Source organism: Streptomyces sp. NBC_00433 (assembly GCA_036015235.1).
GTDB lineage: Bacteria > Actinomycetota > Actinomycetes > Streptomycetales > Streptomycetaceae > Actinacidiphila.
In genome coordinates this window covers 8,917,555-8,934,851 of the sequence record CP107926.1, presented here as the reverse complement: position 1 = coordinate 8,934,851, position 17,297 = coordinate 8,917,555, and the positions used below count along the sequence as shown (strand labels likewise).

The following is a 17,297-nucleotide window of genomic DNA, read 5'->3' as shown; positions in this document are numbered from 1 at the left end:
CGTGCGCGCTGAATCCCTGGCCGGCCGGGTCGTGGCCATCGTCTCGCGCCGTGCTCCAGCGTTCCAGCCGCCTGCAGGCGAACGGACCGGCCTGGCCTGGGCCGTGCGGGCGGCATTGCCGGGCACGCGCCGCCCGGAGGGGGCCGAGGCCGCCACTACGTCCGATGCGCCCCATGCGGTCCCGGTAGCCGATCCTCTCGTGACGGTCGACCCGTCGCGCTGGAGTCAGGTCCAGGCCGCCTCCCTCGCCACCAGCCGCATGCGGTCCGCCAGGATCATGCCGTCCCTCGTCGGGCTCGTCGCCGCGTTTCTCCTGGCCGCGGGCGGCTTCGCGCTGACGACGCTGCATCCCGGCGAGGTCTCGGCGCCGACCGGGCCACGTCCGTCGCCCACCGCGACCCTCGAACCTCAGCAGACAGTCCAGCGGTACTTCCAGGCAATCAACGCCAAGGACTACCGGACAGCCTGGGACCTGGGCGGCCGCAACCTCGACCCGAGCTACAGCAGCTTCATCGCAGGCTTCGCAACCACAGCGACAACCTCCGTCACCGTCCAGTCCGTCACAGGTCACGTCGTCGCCGTGCAGCTGAGCACTCAGGACAAAGACGGCAGCACGCACGAGTACCACGGCACCTACACCGTCGACGACGGCGTGATCACGGCAGGCCACCTGGAGGCCGAGTAGGTGTACTGCCCTGTGGGGGTCTGTCCAGCGAGTGGCTCTGTTCCGTAGTCGGTGGTGACGGTCGGTGGCAGTCATTGGAGCAGGATGCGGTGACGGAGGAGGTCGAATCCTGCTCGGCCGTGCATCTGCCGCATGATCTTCTTTGTTCGGGTGTTGAGGCCTTCGGTGCGGCCGTTGTTCCAGGGCAGGGTGAGGCCGGCGTTGACGGCGGCGCGGTCGAGTTCGAGGCCGTTGCAGAAGCTGTGCAGGTGGGGCAGGTTGGCGCCGCGGGCTTGGGCGATCCATCCGGTGAGCTTGGAGTCGTTGCCCTCGGGCGGGTGTCAGGAGGGCGGCGAATTCGCGGATGAGGGCGGTGAGCTGGGTCATCTCGGGGCAGGCCGCCGTGAGGAGGGCGAGCAGGTCGGTGTCCTTGGTCCACAGGTGTTCGGGGTGGGTGAGCAGGAGCCGGGCGAGGTGCGGGGGGTTGTCACGGGGCGGTCGCCTTCGGCGCGGCCTTGGTTGAGGTAGCGGACCAGCAGGTTGGCGCTGCCGGTGTAGCCCAGCTCCCTGATCTCGTGGAGGAGGTGGGTGACGGGGACGGCCGGGGTCTCGGACCGGCGTCGGCGCAGGTGGTCGCGGTAGGGGTCGACCAGGGTTGGTCGGTAGCGGGGGGCGATGTGGTCGGCGGACGGTTCGGGGCTGCGGGCGTATCGCTTGACGGTGTTCAGGGCGATGCCCAGTCTGCGGGCGCATTCGAGCAGGCCGACGCCCTGGCCGAGGAGGGCGTGGACTTTGTGCCGGCGCTCGCGGGTGGTCTGCTCGCGGACGCCGCCGGGACGGGGCGGGTTGACGGTGGCCCAGCAAGGGGCGTGGGCACGGACTTCGGCCAGGATCTTGTCGCACAGGTTTTTCCACTGGTGCCATCGGTCGCTGACCTGCACCGCATTCGGTAGTGCCCGGCGGATCGCCTCGGCGTAGGTGGCCGAGCCGTCCCGGCACACGGCCTCGACCTCGTACTTCCCACGGAGCCATGCCTCCAATGTGGCGGCGGCCTCGCGGTCGGGCAGGACATCGACGCGCTCCCCGGTCTCAGCGTCGATGATGACCGTGGCGTATCGGTGGCGGCGGCGCAGGGCGAAGTCGTCGACCCCGATCACCCGTGGGACGCGCACTGTCGGCGGCGGGATGCCTCGAAGCAGCCGCAAGGCGGTGGCATAGGACACCGGCGTGGCCAGGAACCGCGCTAGGCGCGAAGCCGCCCGGCCGCATAACTCCTTGACCACCTCCGAGACCTGGCCGGTCAGACGCGTGGTGCGGCGCTGCAGACGCTCCAGCAGCCCAGGGACCTGCTCGCGGAAGGTCTGCCGACGGCAGCCCAGGACTGGACAGACCAGGCGTCGCACCTGGACATCGATGACGACCTGCCGGCCGTCGACCGGCAAATCTGCAACCGTCCGGCCGTGGTAGCCGTGCACCTTGCCCGTCGGGACCCCCACACATCGGGCAGGGGAAGGGAACATTCGGGGTCCGTGCGACGACCCGGATCACCTCATCGTCATCCGCCACATCCTCGATGACCAGAGCAGAAAGCCCTGAAAACACCATTGCTACAGGGGAGTTGGCATCTCGCATACAACGTCAACGACGCCCGTCACCAACCGTCACCACCGACTACGGAACAGAGCCACTCGCTGACAGACCCCTCTGTCCCCCAAAAAAGCCCACCTGGGACACCAGACCAGAGCCACCAAACCCCTCAAGATCGCTACTCCGTCACAAATGCGGCTTGGTCGGCGTGTCCTTGGCGTCATCCGCGAGCAGTGAGCTGACAGTCTCGCGATATCTGTCCGCCAGGTCCACGGCGCGATGGACCTGTGGTACCGGACCGGTCGGCCCGTCCGGGCGGGGGTCCGCGTCGGCAGGTTGCTTCGTCCTGGGTGCTTCGGCGGAGGCGCCTGCGCGGTCGTCACGGCCCGCATAGAGCGCCAGCAGCGCGTGCTCGTCGACGTCGAGCAGCTGTCCGTAGGACTTGAGCCAGTCCTGTTCGGCGTCGACTGGTTCGCCTGCAGTCCCCTCGTCGGCCAGTGCCGCAAGGACTTGGTGGTGGAGTCGCTGAAGTGCAGAGAGCCTGCTGCCTTGCTGGAATCCGAAAGCAGGTTCGTCGATGTTGTTCAGGATCTCCGCCATTCGCCTAGCTCCCGGCGGCGGCCACCCGTTCGGCCAGGCGGTGCGGTGCGCCCACAGGTCGAGGATGGCACGGCGGCACTGCTCGGCCGCGTGGGCGGCCTCCTCTGCCGTTCCGGCCGTCTGTGCATGGTCGGCCGTGGTGATGAGGTCGGCGATGTGGTGGGCGAGCCACCTTGTGAGGGTGTCACTGGTTGCGGTGGCGTCCATTTCGTGGAGGATCTTCTCGCCGAGCTTCATCAGGTCGGTGTTGGAGAGTATCGACCCGCCCGGCTCCGTCGACGAGGTAGAGCCTGCTTCGCTGGGTCCGTGCCTTTGCGGGGCCGTCCGGTCTGAGGTCAATCTGTACCTCCACGATGAGCTGCACGCCGGTGGCGGCGAGGAATCCGAGCAGGTGCTGGCGGACGACGGTGGTGCGGTAGCCCGAGGACTGGACTCGCTGGATACGGTGGCGCGCGTCGAAGTCCTCGTCGGACCACAGCGTGGTCCGTGCCAGGCGGCGTCCCGTCGGATCGAGCAGGGTGTCTCCGGTGGAGGCGACGGTGCACGCGGCCCACTGCCGGAACTCGTCGCCTGGCAGGGGGAGTTCCCAGGCCAGTCCGCGGGCTTGGTGATCGAGCCCGTCAAGGCTCTCGCGCTCGTAGGTGCCCGCGGCAAGCCAGCCGCGCAGCCGGAACGGCCCGTGGTCGACCTCGGCTTCCGTGTCACTCTGCATCGGCAGTCTCCACGACCAGATGTCCTTCGCGGCCTGGAGGGCTCGCTGGAGCGCTCGTGCGTGGGCCGGGCCGACGAGTGCCGATCTGATCGAGACGGTGCCGCGTTCGTCGGGATGGGCGACGTCGGTGCTCGCCGCGACGCACACGTGTTCCGCAAGGGCGCCTTCTGTCAGGCCGAGCAGGGCGTCGAAGTCGGCGGGCCGGGTGCCGGGCCACTTGTCTAGCGGCCGGGTGCCGAACAGGGCGGGCTCTGCCGGGATCGAGGAGCGCAGGTCGGCGCGCCAGGCGGTGGCGGACACGGGGAGATGCCCGGAGAGCCAGTACATCCACGGGTCGTGCTCGTCCTCGTCGTACCTGCCCATACTCACCGGGGTTGCGCAGTCCACCAGTTCGCCAGCGGCGAGCATCATGGCGTGGTACTCCATGTAGAGGTGGAGGCTCTCCTCCGGCGGGATGGACCCGTGACGGTGCATCATGCGTCCGGCGGTCTCCTCGTCGCGCAGTTCCCGGATGTCGGCCATCCAGTCGTCCCTGGAGAGCTGCCACTCCTCGACGATCCACCGTTCGGCCCGTTCGCTAACCTCCGCGATGTCCACGCCGAAGACCCGGGCCAGGGGCGTGAACCAGTACGGCAGCGTGTCGGTGGCATCGAAGGCGTAGCGGGCGCCGGGCCGGTTGCGGTTCTCGTCTCCGAGGGGGCGGTGTCGGCCTCGGGGTGTGTGGCAGGCGGTGGGGCGGTTCGCCCAGGCGAGGTCGCCGGTGTCGTATCCGGGGGTAGCTGCGGCGAGGGTGAGCGCGGTGGTCCGGGCGAGTTCCCTGATCTGGGCGTGCGGGAGGGTGCGATCGGTGGCGGTCGCGGCGATCAACGGCAGGTGGCGAGCCAGAACGGCAGGGTTGTCGTCGGCCACTCGTTGTAGGACGGTGAGCAGCCACACACGGGCCGACAGCCAGTAGAAGCGAAGATCGTGGCTGCGGAAGGCTCCGGCGGTGGTGCTGTGCAGGCATGGGGCCAAGCGGTCGGCGAGGGCCGGGGACAGGGGGCTGTGGGTGTCGAGAAGCAGGCCGCGGGCGGCGTGGGCGGCCTGCCAGCGGACAGCCTTGCGTTGATGTCCGAACGCGCTCCACAGCAGCGAGCCGATGACGTCGGCCGGCGTGGTCGTCGGCGGCAGGCTCGGGCCGGGTGGCGTTGCGGCGGGGACCAAGGTGCGGAGTTCACGGGCGGCGGCGTCGGCCGCCTCGTGCGGTTCGGCGAGTTCGGCGAAGACCAGGGCCAGGTTGAGCATGTGTTCGGCCGTGAGGTGTGGCCGGTGCTCGTGGATCGCGGCCAGGAGGTCGCCGCGGAGGGTCTGTGTCGTGGCGAAGGCGTTGAGCGCTGCCAGCAATAGGCCCGGTACGGCGCCGTGGGTGAGCTCCGGCAGGTGGCGGTTCAGGATGCCGGGCAGTGCCTGGGCGGCCCAGGTCCGCACGCCGGCCCCTGCCTGCCAGGTGCGGATGAGTTCGGCGATCGCCATCAGGACGGCGCAGGCGTCGATCTCGTGGTTGCCCATCAGGGCGAGCGTGGCGTCGAGGGCTTGGAGGCGCTCCTGGGGTGGGGTGTTGTGCACGGTTGCGGCGATGAGCTCCGCCAGTTCCTGGCGGTCGGGGTAGGTCTGGAGGAGACCGTCGAGAAAGGCGCTGTCGGCGAGCCGCCTCCATGCGGGTGCGCCGACGGCGGGTGCCTTGGCCTGGCGCATGCGGCTCGCGAAGGCCTGCCGGCGGCGCTGGGAAAACTCGTCATCGGTCCGGAACGGCATGACCGGATCGAGCATGGCGTGCAGTTCGCTGTCGGTGACGCGGTTGTCCTGCGCCCAGTCGAGCAGGTCCTGGGCGAGGCCGGGCTGTTGCACCGCGGGCACGCTGGAGCGCAGCCATCGGGCGGTGCGTCGCAGTTCCCTGCGGGCCAAGCTGATCCGCTGGGCGTCCCTGGGCAGGGCGTCGAGAAGGGTCAGGGTTGTTGCGGTCCGCTGTTCGGGGTCGTCGATCAGGTGCTGCAGGTAAGAGGCGTCCTGGGGGGTGAGGAATCCGGTGGCGACGGATGCGGTGATCAGCGGGGTGACGGCGTCCGCAAGGGCGTGGCGCGTTTCGTCGTCCCAGCGGCTCGCGGCCGCGAAGGCGGTGGCCGGGCTGAGGGCGGCGGCTGCGTGCAGCAGGTTCTGATAGGGGACGGCGTCCTCGTCCGCGGCATGGTCGGCTGCGGCCTCCCCTGCCACGAGGAGTCGCTCGGCGAGGTCGGTCGCCTGCTGCTCGGAGCAAGCAGGGGTGCCTCGGACCGCAAGGCGGGCGTGTGCGCTCAGCAGGCGGGCACCGTTGTCGTCGATCCCTGCGGCGGCTTCCGTCGCACGGGCGAAGTACATCTCACCGAGGTGCGGTGACACCTGCCCGGCATACTGGGCGCAAGTGGCGAGGAGGTCGACGCGGCCCACCGCGGTGTGCTGGTGTTCCTGGGCGTGGATGGCTGCCCGTTCGCACAGGTCTGCGGCGAGGGCCGGGTCGGTGTTGCGGCTGTTCAGGGTGGCGGCCATGTCGAGCCACAGCCAGGGGGCTTGGCCGTGGACGAGGACCGGGCCGCGGTCGGCGAGGTCGTGGAGCAAACCGGGGTCGCTGGTGTGCGTGCCGGCTGCGAGGATCGCCTCGGTGGCCAGCAGTGCCCACGCCCGGTACGTCTTCGCGCCGCGGAACCAGCGGTGGGCGACGCTGTCGTCCTGCCGCCGGAGTTCCTCCGCAATGGCGGACGGGAGGGCGTCGGCGCCCTCGGCGAGGAGCGCCTGTGCCCGGAGCATGCACATGCGCAGCAGCGGGGTGGCGTGGTCCAGCCATTGCCGCCGGTTGTAGGAGTGGCGGTCGCTGCCGGTGCGGTCATTGGGGTCCGTTCGGAGGTGACTGGGCAGACAGGCGGTGATGTCCGGGTCGCGGCCGTCGAGGACAGCGAGCAGGGCGTGCTGGCGCAGTGCCAGAACGGTGCCCGCCTCCGAATGCCGCATTTCGGACGGAAAGTCGTAGGTGGGACGGAGCCAGTGCTCGGTGAGGCGCCGGGCAAGGGTGCGGTCGCCGTGCTGGGCGGCGCTCTCGCACAGTTGGACCTGCCAGGCGGAGGCCTCTGCAGCTGGTCTGTCCAGGCATGCCTGGACGCATCCGTCGATCCAGGCCCTGTCCGAGGCGTCGAGTCGGTCGCTCAGATGCGCGATGAAGGGGGCGTGGTAAAGCGGCGGGATGTTCAGGGATGCGAGGTCGACCCGTGCCTGCCGCGGAGTGGTGGAAGGGGCGGTCGTGAGGGCGAGGGCTGCCACGGTGTCGAGCAGGTCGGCGGGGCTGGTCCAACGCCTGAGCCAGTGGGCCGCAGCCCCGGGGCCTGACAGCAGGTAGTGGGCGTACGCGCCGGCGGCGAGGTCTTCGGGTTCCAGGGACCAGCCCCAGGTTTCGTGGGAGGGCAGGTCCGTTCGGCGCTGCAGCCATGCTTCGGCGTTGCGCAGGTGTTCGCGGGCCTGCGCGTGCGTGGCGTTGTCGTGGGCGAGAACGACTGCGGCGCGCATGTGGGCCGGGCCGAGCCACGGCTGCGAGGTGTCGCGTACCAGGCGGCGTGCGAGGGTCGGGCGGTTACTGTAGCGAGCGGCGAGACCTGGCCGGGTGCGCAGCAGTTCCGTCAGCGCGGTGGTGGAGAACGTGGCCGTGCAGGCTCGGATGACAAGCCGTGCAGCCTGTACGCCAGTGCTGTTGTCGGCTGCTGCCCGCAGGGCGAGGTCGAGACGGCGGTCGCGGACATCGAGGCGGTCGAAACCGTCCGGGATGCCGGCGGGCGCGGGCTCGTCGAGGACGAGGTCGATGGTTTCGTCCCCGCGGCCGGCGTCGTAGAGGTGGTCTGCAACGTGCGTGGCCGCGTCGGGATCTGTGGCGCGCGTTGCCAGGAACAGGTCGGCGAGGCGGTGGTGGGCCTCGCGAAGGTCGTCGTCGGTGAGCACGCCCATGACGTACGCCTCGAAGTCCTCGTCCCGGAAGGCAATGGTTTCGCCCTCGAGGGTGACACCGGGCTGCAGGCCGTAGGCGAAGGCGGTGATCTGGGCGGTGGTGACGTTAAGGGCCTGCGCGAGCGGTTCGATCCGCACGGGGCGGGACAGGGCAGCCAGGAGCGCGAGCCATCGGAGGCCGCCCGCGTCGGTGCCCGTGGTCTGGAGTGCCGAATTGACCAGGTCTTCGAAGAGGTGATCCGGAGTGGTGCGGCACTGGGCGAGGATGCCGGGGATCCCGTCGCCTTGGGCCGTAGCAACGCTGAGCGCGTAGAACTGGGTCCGGGGATTTCCTGCGGTCGCCCCGTGGAAGAGCGCCGCTTCGGCGTCGGTGGCGCCGGGCGCATAGCGGCGCAGGTGCGCGCCGGACAGGGAGAGGTCGAAGGGGCGCAGCGTGACGGTCGCGGTGGTGCCTTCGGCGAGTTGGGAGATGCGGTGCGAGCGGGCGGTGAGGATCAGGCTCGTCCGGTCGGGCAGGCCCAGGTCGCGCAGCCCCGGCAGGAAGCCTCGCTCCCGCTTACGTTCGGCGGCGGTGGCGGCGTTGTCCACGGCATCGACGACCAGGACGAGACGACCGGTCTCGGGGAGCGTGTCGACGGCCTGCTGGAGCGTGCGGGTGAACTGCTCCCACAGGTCTTCCTCATCGCGGGGTGCTTCCAGGAGCAGCGGGGTTCCGCAGGTTTTCGCCAGGTCGTTAGTGACCTGGGTGATGAACCTGCGCGGGCTGTGGCGGCCCTGCCCGGACTGGAGGTAGCCGCCGGCGCCGAAACAGTCGTACATCACAACGACCGAGCCGGGCGGCAGGCTGTCCTGGAGCTGGGTCATGGTGGTGGACTTGCCGGCTCCGGCGCCGCCGTGGACGAGGACCCGCGCGCCGGGTGCGGCGAGGGCCGCGGCTGCGATCTCGTGGGCGCTGGGCGCGGGCAGCGGGTCGTCGACCTCGGCCAGCATCGGCGGGGCCGGGTAGAGGGTCTGGGCTCCGGGGACGCCGAGGGCGGCCAGGACGTCCGCGCGGCGGATGCCGGGCCGGTGGGCGAGGTCAGGAAGGGCGTGCCGCCGGATGAGGTCGAACAGCTTCAGCGCGGAGGTGTCTGGCTGGTCCGGGGAGTGGGCGGACATCGCGGCGCGGACAGCGAGCTCAAGGCTTACGCGGCCCTGCTGTCCGCAGTCCGAGAGGTCCAGCACCGTCAGGAAGTCGCAGAAGCCGCCGCTGCCCAGGTCGCCCTTCAGGCTCTGGTAGAGCGTGTTGATGACCGTGCGGTCCTGGTCGGTGAGCGCGCTGAGCAGAGCAGCCGCCCGGAGGGTCCCCCGGGTGGCGGCGATGGCCTTCTTGGCTGCTTCGACCGCCCGCGCCAGCCGGGCGTCGACCGGTTGGTTACTGACCAGCTGGATGGTCAGGACACGCAGTGCGTAGTCTCGGCCGTGGGCCTTGGCGAACTTGGTCCAGACGTCGGCGAGGTCGCGAATGATCGCGCGGGCGGTGCCGGTCGGTTTGCCGGTCACCGAGCTGGTGCGTTGCTTGATTTGGCACAGCCGCGACGCCGTCCACGCTTTGTCGGGGCGGGTGGTGCTGTGCTTGAGCTGGGAGATGACGAGCGCGGTGGCCGTCGTGGCGTCCTCGCCGCCGAAGTACTCGGCGACATCGGCTGCCTCATAGGTGTCATCGGGATCATCGACGTGCACCAAGCCCTCGACCGTAAGCACGCGTAGCGTGCTCGCCGGGTCGATCAGGGCCAGGGCCCGCCTAGAGGCCCACCAGAAGTGGTAGTCGTCACCGGCGTTGGACGGTCGTGCTCCCGTGATGTCCCCTCCTCAGTCACCGGGAATTGTTTCAGATCGCGCCTGCACCCGTCGGGTAGCCGAATCGATGAGCAAGCCTGGCGAAGGCGTGAGCCGGCGTTGTGGCCACAGCAGCTCTACTCCGGCCCGTCGAAGCCGTTCATCTTGCGCAGGAGCCAGAGCACTAGCTCGAGGCTGTAGGTGAGTTCGGGGTTTTCCTCCAGCGCCCGTTTGAGTTCGTCGGTGAGCCCGGCCCATGCCCGGAAGTTGCCGTGGCAGCCGGCGTCGTCGATCACCGGGATGTCCGCGGCAGGGGCCGCGCCCCAGACGGGGTGGAACTTGTACACGGCCTCGAGGACTTCGCCAGGTGTGAGGGGGGTGAACTTGGTCCACAGCTTGATGCGGCTCTTCCAGGCGGCCCGGGCGAGCATCTTTCGGCGGAAGTCGTGAGCGCCGACCAGGACGATGGACAGGTGGAGGTCCCGTCTGTCGTACAGGGCGCGCAGGTAGTCCAGGCTGCGGTTGTCGAGTCGCTGGGCCTCATCGCACAGCAGGGTGTGGGGCCGTTGGGCGAGGACGGCGAGGATGGCTGCGTCGCGGGCGGCGTCGCTGGTCAGGTCGCCGGGGACGTTGAGGCCGGTGGCGAGGGCGTGCCGGAAGGCTTTGATGCCAGTGCCCAGGGGTTGGACGGGCACGGTGGCGTCTGGGGCGAGGTCGTGCAGGGTGACGCCGACGGTGAGTGTCTTGCCGGTGCCGTAGTCGCCGTATACGCACATGACTTTGTGCCCTTGGATGGCTGTGGTCAGGTCTTTTTGAGTGCGGAGGGTGGCCTGGGTGGGCACGAGGCTGGCGCCGGGGACTTTCAGGTAGGCCGCCAGGTCGAAAGATGGTGCGGCGGGGGCTTCGGGCATCAGTGGTCGCTCTCTGGGTCGGCTGCGGGCGGCTCGGACGTTGCGCCCCAGGAGACGGTCGGGGGCGGCAGGGGCAGGAAAGGCTCGGCCGGGTACTGCCGCGGCGGCTTCGGTGCCTGTCCGGTCGGTGCGGCGGTGGCCCAGATCGGCGTCGGGACGGGAAGTGGCAGAAGGTCGTCCTGCGGGGCGGGGCCGGCTGTGGGTTCGGGTTCGCCGAGTTCGTGCAGGTGCTGCTTGGCCTGGTCGTGGGACATCGCCTGGGCGTACTGGGGGTGCTGGGGGTCGGTGACGGGGGCGTGGCGCTCGACGCGGAGTTTCTCGGCGCGGTCACGCTTGCGGCGGATCTGTGTGGCTTTGCGGTCGGCGGCCTGGCGTACCTCGAGGCGCTGTTGCGGGGTTGCCTGGTTGGTGGCGATGGCGGAGCCGAGGTGCTTGCCGGTGGTCGCGTCGTACAGTTCGACTTCACGGTCCTGGTTGGGCATGTGCCGCAGCATGACCAGCGTGCCGGCCAACCCGTCGTCGTTCATCCAGGGCGCGATGTAGCGGTTGTTTTTCCAGCTGACGCCCTTGTTCGTGATCTTCCGTGGCTTGTCGGGACCGGCGAGGGTGTAGGTGTGGAGGGCTTCTGCGTCGATGTCGAAGATGACGGTGAGGTCGTCGTCCCATGCCTGTGCCGGTGTGCGGTCGCCCAGGTGGGGTTTGGGCCACCGGTGGTTCCATTCGTCGATCCATCGCTCCACCTTGGCCACGAAGTCCTTGAAAGACATCAGGCCGTCGGTGCTGGCGGGCTTCTTCGATCCGCTGGGCCGGGCTCGGGGCTGCTTGCTGGGCGGGGCGTCTTCGACAAAGCCGGGCAGGCCCTGGAAGAGGTTCGACTTGACGGCACTGTTGAGGCCCTCGACGGTTCCCTTGCGGTCGGGTCTGCGGGGTGGCAGCGGGTGCAGGGGAACACCGAGGTTGCCGAAGGCCTGGCTGACGGCAGTGCTGAGGAAGTCCGCGCCGCGGTCGATGCGGACGGTCTGGGGCCGGCCTCCGAAGGGGCCGTAGGGGCCGCCGCGGGCCAGGGCGGCACGTGCGGCGGCCATGATCGAGCCGCTGTTGGGAAACCCCGGGGTGATGGATTTACCGGGAACTACCTTGGTGGAGCCGTCGATGAACCAGGTGATCCACGGCTTGGCGGGCTGTCCGTCGACGTTGACCCACACGCTCGCCTGGACGTGGTCGCCTTCCCAGACCTGGTTGCGGTGGTCGAAGATCTCCTGGCCGTGGACGGTGTAGCGGCGTGCCGCGCACTCGCCGTGGCGCAGTCCCTCGAGGAATGCTTTGTCGAGGGCGGCGTTGACGGCGCTGTAGAAGGTGGCCAGGCACGGCAGCGGAGGGTCACCTTTGTGGGGGTGGGTGGTCAGGCGCTGCCAGGTGGCGTTGATGTTTCCGCGCTGGATGGCGACTTCGTCGATCATGTTGGCGGTGAGGGTGAAGCGTTTGCGCTGGGCGGGGGTGTAGGTGCCGCCGTGGGCGCGGGCGTTGTCCATCCACCGTTTCACGGTCTTTTCGTCGACGCCGTAGGCCTTGGCGACGATCTTGCGGTGGGGTGTGGTGTCGATGTTCTGCTGTTCCAGTTCCAGCAGGTGCCGGACGGATTCGGTGCGCAGTTCGATGTCCTGCGCGGGGATGTGTGCGGGCATGCGGGGTAGCTCCTGCGCGGGCTGGGCCAGGGGCGGGCGTTGTCAGGCGGGGGCGAGGGTGAGCAGGCCGGCGCCGTAGGCCTTGGCTTTGCCGATGCCCCGGGTCAGGGTGTGGCGCAGCTGGTCGGCGTCGGTGATGGTGGCGTGGCCGTCGAACTGGATGAGGGAGTGGCAGGGGCCGGCGGGATCGCGGCGGTGGAAGGCGCGGATGGTGGCATCGGTGGTGTGGATGACCAGTCCTGCGCGGGCGGCCCGCCGGGTCCACCAGGCGGTGGCGTCGGTTCCGTTGAGGGCGATGCGGCGGCGTGGCTTGTCGGGGTCGGTGGGGTGGGACTGCATGGTGATGGGGTTGGCGGTGATGCGGTAGCGGACGGTCATGCCGCCGGTCAGCAGGCGCAGGATCGGGCTGAGGTCGTGGACGCGGGCGGTTCCGTAGCCGTCCGGCAGGTGGTGCAGCAGCGGGGGGTGGGTGGTCTGGACGATGAGCGTGGGGGCGGGGCCGGGCTCGAGGCGGAAGAGCAGGCCGGCAGTTTGGCGGGGGTGGGGTCCGAGGTTGTCGGGGGCCAGGCGCATGACGGTCTTGTGGAGGGCGACGGTGTCGAGCAGGTCGCGGCGGGCGTCGGGGTTGCTGCGGCGCAGGCGGATGTGGGTGAGGGCGGCGGTCAGGGGGCCGGCGTCGAGGACGGCGGGCGGCATGGCGGCTCCTGGTCGAGCAGGTGGTCGGGTGTGTGGTCGGCGCGGTGGTGGGCGTGCCGGTAGGCCGTCAGGGCGTGCAGGGGCTGGGGGCCTGCGTACAGGTCGGTCGGCAGGGGTTCGGTGGTGGACCACACCGAGTAGGTGGTGTAGGTGCGCTGACCGGGGGTGAAGTCGATGGGGCTGTGGGGCAGTTCGTAGTGGCGGCAGGCGACGGTGGTGTCCGGCTGCTGTTCCCAGATGAAGTCGACGGGCGTGGTGGCCGCCCCTGGCGGCGGGGGTGCGGTCAGGCAGAGGGGCACGGCGGCGCGCAGGGCTGTGACGGGGTCAGGGACCGAGGCGGCCAAGAGGAGGGGCTCGTCGGGGATGCAGCATCGGCGCCCGAGGTAGGGGGCCCAGACGGGGTGTTCCAGGGTGGTGGCGATCCGCTCCACCAGAGGTTCGGGGCCTTGAACGGCGACGGTGAAGACCGCGTCGGCGAGGTAGTCGCGTCGGGTGACCAGGGTGGAGCGGGCAGCGCTGCGGTAGCCGCCTTTGCTCATGCGCAGGCCTTCGCCGTGGGGGAGGCCGCCGCCGACAGTGTGGAAGTCGGTGAGGAGAGTGCCTGGACGGTCGATGCGGATGGTGAAGGTCAGGTCGTGGTAGCTGGGCTCGTCCGGCAGGTCGTGGTGTGGGGTCAGGGCGTGCTGGCGAGGCCTGCCCTGGGCGGCGGCGAACATGCCGATCAGGGCGGAGCGGGTGGGATGGGGGTGGGTGCCGCGTCGGTGGTGGAAGGAGGATGCGCTGCCGTAGGAACTGAGCGGTCCGGCAAGCCGCAGCAGCAGTGTGCTCACGATGCGGCGGCTGCCTGTGCGGGCAGCAGGGCGGTGTCGAGGCTGCCTGCGGCCGGCGGAGTGGTGGGGGTAAAGGCGGCGGCGGTGCAGGCTGTGATGAGGTCGTCGTAGCCGCGGTGTGCGGTGCCGAGCGGCAGGTCGCCGTCGTCGAGGGTGGTGTAGCCGTGGGTGTGGCGGTGGGCGGTGCCCAGGAGCCGGTCGGTGGCGGCGGCGTAGGCGCACAGGGTCTGGATGGCGGTGGTGGTGTAGCCGCCGGCGTGGGGGGCTTTGACGGGCTGTTCGAAGGCGGGTGCGTAGGAGACGGGGCGGCGGTCACGGATGGTGTAGTGGACCAGGTGGGGCAGGGTGTGGGGGGCTGTGCTGGTGCGTTTGGCCTGCGGCATGCTGAGGATGAACGCCTCGGTGAACAGCGCGGTCAGGCGGCGGGCGCGGTCGAGGTCGCCGGTGTTGCGCTGCAGGTCGGTGATGTTCAGGCAGGCGTAGCGGTAGAGGGTCGCGGTGGTGAAGTAGGCGGTGTCCATGTGGGCGCTGCCGGGTGTGTCGGGGCGGGGCCAGTCCTCTACGGTGGTGAACCAGTCGGGTTGCGAGTCGGCGGCGTGGACGCTGAAGGCCGGTGCGATGTCGACGGCGCCGGACACGGTGCCGCCGGGGATGTCGGTGAGCATCCGCCCGAGCAGGTTGATGGTGCCGGTGCGGTCGGTCAGCAGTGCGTTGACGTCGGCGGTGGGCAGCAGGCGCGTGTCCGGGATGGTGCGGCGCTTCTTACCGGCTGGTTTGCGGGCGGTAGGCGGGGGCGTGTCGGGGGCCGCCTGCGGGGCGCGGTCGGCGGCTTTCTTCGCGGCCTGGGTCAGAACCTCGCGGTGGGTCTGGCACAGGGCGGCAAGGCCGGTCAGGACGTCGGCGGGAAGGTAGAGCATGTTTGCGGTGGTCTGCAGTTCTTTGCCTGGGGAGAGGCCTTTCGGTCCGGCGCAGCGCGCGACTTCCGCGGCGGCGAAGGCCGCGAGGTCCGACGGCCAGCCGTCGCCGATCAGGCGCTCGGTGAGGCGGTAGGGCAGGTTGCGGGTGCGGGTGGCGTACTCCTGGGCCTGCTCTTCGATGGTGTGGCGCACGGCGTGTTTCCAGCACTGGGAGGACACGCACGCGCGCACGACGTTCCCGTACGTCAGGGATTTGGGTTCGCCGTCCTGGTCGCTGTTGAGGCGGGAGGCGGGCACGTTGTGCAGGATGTGCAGTTCGAGGAAGCGGGAGGCCATCATGTCTCCGCAAGGTCGGTGGGGGCTGGGGTGTCGCCGCCCACGGCGAGGTGGAACGACAGCGTCCAGGCGCTGGTGATGCGGGCCCGGTCGGTGTCCCACCAGACCAGGTCGTCGAGCAGGACGGCGAAGTCGGTGTCGAGTCCGGCCTGGTCGAGGAGCTTGGCCAGGGCTGGCAGGCGCGGGTGGAGCAGGTCGGTGCTGAGCTTTCCCAGGGCCCTCAGCCGGCGGGTGGCGCTGTCGTGTGCGAGGGCGCGGCGCAGGACGGCCTCGGCGAGGGTGCGGCCCAGGTCGGGGCGGCGGTGCCAGGCATCCCATGCGGCGCGGGCTGCCTCGGGCCCGCTGGTGGTACCACCGGCCGGTCCGGAAGCAGTGGTGCCGGCGGTGGCGTCTGCCGGGCCGCCGGCGGCGCCTGTGGGGGTGCGGGGGTGCGGGTCGGCGCCCGGTGGTGACGCCGGGGTGAGCGGTGGTGGTGTGCCTGCGGCGGTCTCGGCGTGCAGGGGGGTGTTGGGGGGCGGTTGGTCAGGCGTGTGCGGGGTGCTGGTGGCGGCGATGAGGGCGGCCACCGTGTAGTGAGCGCGCGGTGCGTACTTGCGGATGGGGTGCCGGAAGACGTGCTCGGCCAGGTAGGAGTGGGCGTCGGCGCAGTGGCTCAGGCCGCGGCCGCGGCTGCGGCTGATCGCCCTGCGGGCACCGGGGTCCTGGCACAGGCCACGGACGGTGTCGATGAACAGGTCGTGGTCGGCGTGGCGTTCAGCAGCTGTCGTCATACGGGGGCCTTGTGGGGTCGCCGGGAGGCGCGGGGGTTGTGGGGTCCCGCAGCAGGGTTGCGATGGCGGCGGCGAGGACCTCGCCGGCGCGGGCGTGTTGGGGCAGGCTCGCGGTGGACACGGTGCGCAGGGCGCGCACCGCGTCGGCAGCGAACGCGGGTCGGACGGGGGTGTCGGGGGTGTCGTGGATCAGGCGCCAGAACGTGGCTTCGGCCTGCGGCCAGTAGGCGGCGCGGGCGCGTGCGGACCACGCGGGGTTCTTCGCGCCGGGCTTGTGGGGGCGGGCGGTGGCGGCCGGTGGTGAGGTGATCTCTTTCCAGGCGCGGCCGGCGACCTTGCCCAGGAGGTGGCCGAGTTGCTCGGCGGTGGTGCAGCAGTCGCGGATCCTGCGGGCGGTGTCCGGGTCGTGTTCCTGGGCCCAGTTCCAGATCGGCGGGGTCAGCGCGCTGTACCACAGGCGGTTTTTGACCAGGACGACGTCCTGGTCGAAGCCGATTACGCGGACCCGCAGGGCGTCCCGGACGCCTGCGGGCAGGTCGTTGAGGGTGGTGAAGGCGGTCGGGCGGGGGCTGGCGGAGTTCTCCTCGCCGGCCAGGAGCAGCGCATCCAGGTCGCGCCAGACCGAGCGGCCGGTCTCCGCCATGCGCGGGACGCGGCGCGTTTCGACCGGTGCCTTGGGGTCGGTGCGGTAGGCCAGGTAGGGGTCGGTTGCTTCCAGCCGTGGCTGCTGGGTGGCCCAGGTCAGGTAGGCGTCGGTGACGGTCGTGCCGTCAGGTCCCGGTACCAGCAGGACAGCGTGCCGGGAGCGGCCGGTCAGCAGCCTGCCGGGCCAGGTCACCGGTGGCAGCGGTGCCAGCGGCTCGGGGGGAGCCGGCTCTTCCCAGGGGCAGGCGTCGGCGGCGGTGTTCTCGTCGTCGGTCAGCGGCGGCAGGCCCAGCGCCAGGGTCTCCAGAAGAGTGCGGCCCAGCGGGTGGAAGGACAGGGTGCCGCGCAGCGGCCCGGCCGAGCCCTGGCCGCTCGCGGTGCCGCCCGCGGTGCGTGGTGTCAGGCGGCCCGGGTTGCCGTAGTAGTGGTTGATCAGCAGGTGCCACAGGGCCTGGTCGGTGGGAGCCGGTGCAGGGTCGGTGTCGGTGTCCGGTTCGAACCAGCACAGGCTGTCACCCGAGGGCCGCCCCATGATCAGCGCGTTGATCCCGGAAGGGACCCGGCAATGGTCGGCCAGCGAGGCGTCCTGCATCCAGGGCCGCTCAACGTCGAAAGCGTCCCAGGTGTACCGGTCGAAGTAGGCGTCGATACCGGCCGGGTCCAAGCCGCCGCGGGTGTTGAGCAGGTCGGTGCGACGCTGGTTCCACTCCTGCACGCTGGTGCCGGGCTGGTCCAACCCGGTCAGGCGGGCAAGGATCGCGACGAGGATCCGCTGCAAGCCTGCAATGGCCGCGGCGAGGGGAAGCGCAAGATCATGGATCTGGTGGGCGCGGCAGAACAGTTCCCGCAATCCCACAGGCTCTATGTGCTTGCCGGTGCGAACCGGCACCCACGGGCGGGTGTCGACGGGATATCGGGGGCGGTCGGCGGAGGCTGAAGGGCGGGGAGGAATAGGTCACCTCCGTCATGCGAGAACCGGTGCGCGACCCGACGGCCCGGGCGTCGCAAACCCGACCGCTCCCGAACTGCAGCCCAAGAGGCGGTGGTTCAGGCGTGGCCAGTGCGACAGCAGAGCCGAAAGTCACGCCCTGTCACGTTAGCCGCATCCGTACAGATCCCCGTGA

At 70.4% G+C, this 17,297-nt stretch carries 10 protein-coding genes and 1 pseudogene; 1 reads left to right on the top strand and 10 read right to left on the bottom strand.

All coding sequences use genetic code 11. The features are described 5' to 3' along the window. Position 1 precedes the first annotated feature (1 nt). A complete protein-coding gene (locus OG900_38730; protein WUH95521.1) occupies positions 2–685 on the top strand; it encodes a hypothetical protein in 684 nt (227 codons plus the stop codon). A 71-nt stretch (positions 686–756) separates the two neighbouring features. On the opposite strand, the pseudogene OG900_38725 reads toward OG900_38730, so the two are convergent. From OG900_38725 to casA, 10 genes and pseudogenes are all read right to left on the bottom strand, one after another. Continuing rightward, a pseudogene (locus OG900_38725) lies at positions 757–2,266 on the bottom strand (ISL3 family transposase). Between the two features lie 171 nt (positions 2,267–2,437). Beyond that, positions 2,438–3,088, bottom strand: a complete 651-nt coding sequence (locus OG900_38720) for a hypothetical protein (GenBank protein ID WUH95520.1) — start codon at positions 3,086–3,088, stop codon at positions 2,438–2,440. Next, the gene (locus tag OG900_38715; protein ID WUH95519.1) at positions 3,036–9,290 is read right to left on the bottom strand and encodes an ATP-binding protein; all 6,255 of its coding nucleotides are present in this window, start codon (positions 9,288–9,290) and stop codon (positions 3,036–3,038) included. Before OG900_38715 ends, OG900_38720 begins: the two co-directional genes overlap by 53 nt. Positions 9,291–9,520: 230 nt before the next feature. Then, positions 9,521–10,294 carry an ATP-binding protein gene (locus OG900_38710; protein WUH95518.1) on the bottom strand — a complete coding sequence of 258 codons (774 nt, stop codon included), beginning with the start codon at positions 10,292–10,294 and terminating at the stop codon, positions 9,521–9,523. Beyond that, complete coding sequence (locus OG900_38705) at positions 10,294–11,979, bottom strand: Mu transposase C-terminal domain-containing protein (protein ID WUH95517.1); 1,686 nt, start codon at positions 11,977–11,979, stop codon at positions 10,294–10,296. The genes OG900_38710 and OG900_38705 overlap by 1 nt, the downstream gene beginning before the upstream one ends. Before the next feature lie 42 nt (positions 11,980–12,021). Further along, positions 12,022–12,675: a type I-E CRISPR-associated protein Cas6/Cse3/CasE gene (cas6e, locus tag OG900_38700; GenBank protein ID WUH95516.1), complete on the bottom strand. Its 654-nt coding sequence runs from the start codon at positions 12,673–12,675 to the stop codon at positions 12,022–12,024. Beyond that, the gene (gene cas5e / locus OG900_38695) at positions 12,642–13,505 is read right to left on the bottom strand and encodes a type I-E CRISPR-associated protein Cas5/CasD (protein ID WUH95515.1); all 864 of its coding nucleotides are present in this window, start codon (positions 13,503–13,505) and stop codon (positions 12,642–12,644) included. Before cas5e ends, cas6e begins: the two co-directional genes overlap by 34 nt. Further along, the gene (gene cas7e / locus OG900_38690) at positions 13,502–14,761 is read right to left on the bottom strand and encodes a type I-E CRISPR-associated protein Cas7/Cse4/CasC (protein ID WUH95514.1); all 1,260 of its coding nucleotides are present in this window, start codon (positions 14,759–14,761) and stop codon (positions 13,502–13,504) included. The genes cas5e and cas7e overlap by 4 nt, the downstream gene beginning before the upstream one ends. Beyond that, positions 14,758–15,528 carry a type I-E CRISPR-associated protein Cse2/CasB gene (locus OG900_38685; protein WUH95513.1) on the bottom strand — a complete coding sequence of 257 codons (771 nt, stop codon included), beginning with the start codon at positions 15,526–15,528 and terminating at the stop codon, positions 14,758–14,760. The genes cas7e and OG900_38685 overlap by 4 nt, the downstream gene beginning before the upstream one ends. Then, positions 15,512–17,062 (bottom strand): type I-E CRISPR-associated protein Cse1/CasA, encoded by a 1,551-nt coding sequence (gene casA / locus OG900_38680; GenBank protein WUH95512.1) that lies wholly within the window; start codon positions 17,060–17,062, stop codon positions 15,512–15,514. Before casA ends, OG900_38685 begins: the two co-directional genes overlap by 17 nt. Positions 17,063–17,297 lie beyond the last annotated feature (235 nt).